General features: G+C 68.5%; 2 protein-coding genes. Both read right to left on the reverse strand.

All coding sequences use genetic code 11. The features are described 5' to 3' along the window. Window positions 1-169: 169 nt before the first annotated feature. Window positions 170-448, reverse strand: coding sequence for a GlsB/YeaQ/YmgE family stress response membrane protein (locus tag ACFWUY_RS41080; protein ID WP_384121981.1), 279 nt, complete (start codon window positions 446-448; stop codon window positions 170-172). 426 nt (window positions 449-874) lie between these two features. Beyond that, entirely contained in the window at window positions 875-2,953 is a 2,079-nt protein-coding gene (locus ACFWUY_RS41085; protein ID WP_384121979.1) for a trypsin-like serine protease, read from the reverse strand. Window positions 2,954-3,228 lie beyond the last annotated feature (275 nt).

Here is a 3,228-nt window from a genome sequence, read left to right on the forward strand (position 1 = left end):
CCCTTGTGCGACGGCGGCATACTGCCCACGGACAACCCCCTCCACCGTGATCAACCCGAAGATCATTCCACCCCGCCAGCCAACGTGACAGTGCCTGCCGACGGCTCCCATCCCGCTGAAACAGGAGAGGAGCCGTCGGGGGCTGTAGGAGGCTGGCGCCTTCGGCGGGTTACGCGTGGCGGTGCGAGTGTCGGTTGCCGGTGACCAGGCGGTAGAGCGCGAGGAGGATGACGGAACCGACGATCGCGGCGATCCAGGTGGAAATCTCGAAGAAGCCGTCGATGGAGTCGACGCCGAAGATGACCTTGCCGAGCCAGCCTCCGAGGAGGCCGCCCGCGATGCCGATGAGCATCGTGATGATGATGCCGCCGGGGTCCTTGCCCGGCATCAGGGCCTTGGCGATGGCGCCGGCGATCAGACCGATGAGGATCCACGCGATGATGCCCATGATGCCTCTCCACTTCGTCACATAAAGATCCTGTCAGTTCAACGTCTGCGCCGATCTCGTCCAGGCAAACGTTTCCCCTCGGCATCGGATTTCTGCCGGACCACGGTCCGAGAGACATCCTGGGACGTCTCGAAGTCGGACAGCGCCCGCTCGAAGGCCCGCAGGAATGCACCCAGGAGCGAGAAGGCCGCGCCTACCGTCTGTTCTTCAGGCGGAGTGAAGCGAAGTTGACACCATCGGTTACCGACCTGCCTCTGCCTGATGTGAGGGGCGTCGGCCGGATGTGATGCCTGTGCTTGGGCGTGAAGCCGGACCAGGCTGCGTTCTGGGTGTACGGGTCGAGCCCGGAGCGGTGGGCTCCGGGCTCGACGTGAATCAGTGCTCTCGCCGCGCCGATAGGGGGCTCAGCGAGGAATGGCAGGCCTGCTAGAGGGTGCCGGCGATGGCCGTGGTGCCGAGGGTGCCGGTTACGCCCTGGAGCGCGACCGTGGTGGTCGGGGTCCAGGTGCGGTCGGCGTGGCGGATGATGTGGATGAGCTTGTTGTCGCTGGTGGTGGCGGTGAGCTGCAGCTCGCCGTCGACGTGTGCGGCGCCGAGGGACTTGACGGTGACCGTGCCCAGGTAGTCCTTGAGGTCACCGAAGGCGGCCCAGGTACGGTCCGCCTTGCGGATGGCGTGGTACTGACGGGTGCCGTTGTCGGTGGCGATGACGATCTGCGCGTCGCCACCGGTACCGGCCATGCTCACCGAGGTAATGGGGCCAGTCGGGCCCGCGGCGCTGGCGACGCTGCCCCAGGCGCTCCACTGTCCGGCGGTGTTGCGGATGGTGTGGAAGGCCTTCCCGCCGCTGACTGCGATGAACTGGAGCTCGCCGCCGACGCTGGCGGTGGCGGCGGTGGTCACGGTGCCGATCGGCCCGACGGGGCCGGCGATGTCACCGAAGGAGGTCCAGTGGCCGGTGGCGTTGCGCAGGGTGTGGAAGACCTTACCGCCGGCGACCGCGACGACGTGGAGGTCGCTGCCTATGGAAACGGCCGAGACCTGCGTGACGTTGCTGAGGGTCCCGGCGACGTCACCGACGTGACCGAAGTTTCCCCATGTGCCGTCGGCCTTGCGGATGGTGTGGTAAATCTTCCCGTCACCGCCGAGGGCCACGACGTGGGTGTCGGCGTTGATGCCGGCCGCGGCGGCCGTGCGGACGCCGCCGATGCTCGTCGCCTTGGCCTGGACGTCGGTGAACCCGGTCCAGGAGCCGTCGGCCAGGCGGATGCCCTGGTAGAGGCTGGTGCCGGCCTGCACAAGGGTCTCGGTCTTCCAGCCGGGAGCCAGGGCGCGGGCCTGCACGATCCATCCACCGAGGTCGTCGACCCGGCTTGCGTACGCACCGGTGCGGGTTTCGCTGCTGCCCAGGCAGCCGCCCTGGAAGGACTGGCTGACGATGCCGGCGAGGGAGTAGGTGTTGACTCCGGTGTGGCGAAGCGCCGGACCGCCGCCGTCGCCCGCGCACACGGTTGCGTCGGCCGGATCGGCGGCCGCGAGGTCGAAGCCGGCGGTCTCCACGGTCCCGGCGGCGAACGTTGCGTCGTGGCGGGAGGAGGGAACCCACTCGGTCTTGGTGCGCCCGAAGCCGACGACCGTCAGCTGCTGACCTGCAGCGGGCGCGTCGGAGACGAGCGGGACCGGCGTGATGCTGGTCGTCGGCTTCGCGAGGCGGGCCATGACTAGGTCACGGTCGGGATGGGGAACCAGCTGCGCGATGTCGCTGGTGTGACCGCCCGCCAGGAAGGGGTGCGGCTTGCCGAGCACGACGGTGGTCTTGTCCTTCGGAGCCCCGGCCGCGACGGTGTTGGCCTCGGCGGGGTTGTCGGCGAAGCAGCTCTTGGCCGAGATGACCCACTCCGGGTCGACCAGCGCGGCGGAGCAGGTGCGCTTGGCGTCCCCGATGGTCAGCTTGCCGTTGAAGCCGAGCCCGAAGATGTCGGTGGAAACGCCCGGCGGCGTGGTGGCCGTGGTGCCGGTGACGCGCATCTCCAGCAGGACCGCTTCGGATTGCTCGGTGCCGGCTTCGCCGAAGCCCTTGCCGGTGTTGGCCGGGAAGTCGAGGGTCTTCTGCTCGTCCTTGACGGAGATGTTTGCCTTCACCGACCGCTCGTAGGTCTGGATGCGGTAGGCGCCGGGGATGTTGACGGTCAGGAAGCCGGTGCCGCGCGGGGCGGCGAAGCACATGCGCTCCTCGTCCAGCTTGATGCCGCGGGCCCAGATCTTGATCTGGTACGGGCCGTTGCAGGAGGTGTAGGTGATGCCGCCGTCGCCGCGGACGAGCCGGGCGCCGGTTTCGGCGAAGACCTGGTCGCTGTTGGGGTAGGAGCCGTCCTCGTAGACGAACGAGGCACCGGAATTGGCCGCCGGCTCGCCTGCGGCGGAGGCGAGAGGAGTCGCGGTCCCCAGCAGGACAGCAGCGGTCGCGGTGGTGGCGGGCAGCCACCAGCGTGTACGCAAAGCCATGTGATCACTTTCTAAAGCGCACCCAGGAGACGATCCGAAGGTGCCGTTGAAGCGTTCCCGAGCATGCGGGAAACGCAAAGAGAGACCCGGCCGCTTCATCGCGGTTCGGGAAGATCGCCTGGGGGCCGCCGAGGAGCATAACCACGAACGGCGCGACCCAGAAATCGCGGGGTGGGGGGGGGGGGGGCCCACCCCCGCCCCCCCGCCCCCCGGACAGTGCCACGCGGGAACCAATGGGGTGATAAAAGCCCCGATGACCCGCCGGGGGGTGGTAA

Origin of the sequence: Streptomyces sp. NPDC058664, from assembly GCF_042716635.1 — a bacterium.
Classification (GTDB): domain Bacteria; phylum Actinomycetota; class Actinomycetes; order Streptomycetales; family Streptomycetaceae; genus Streptomyces.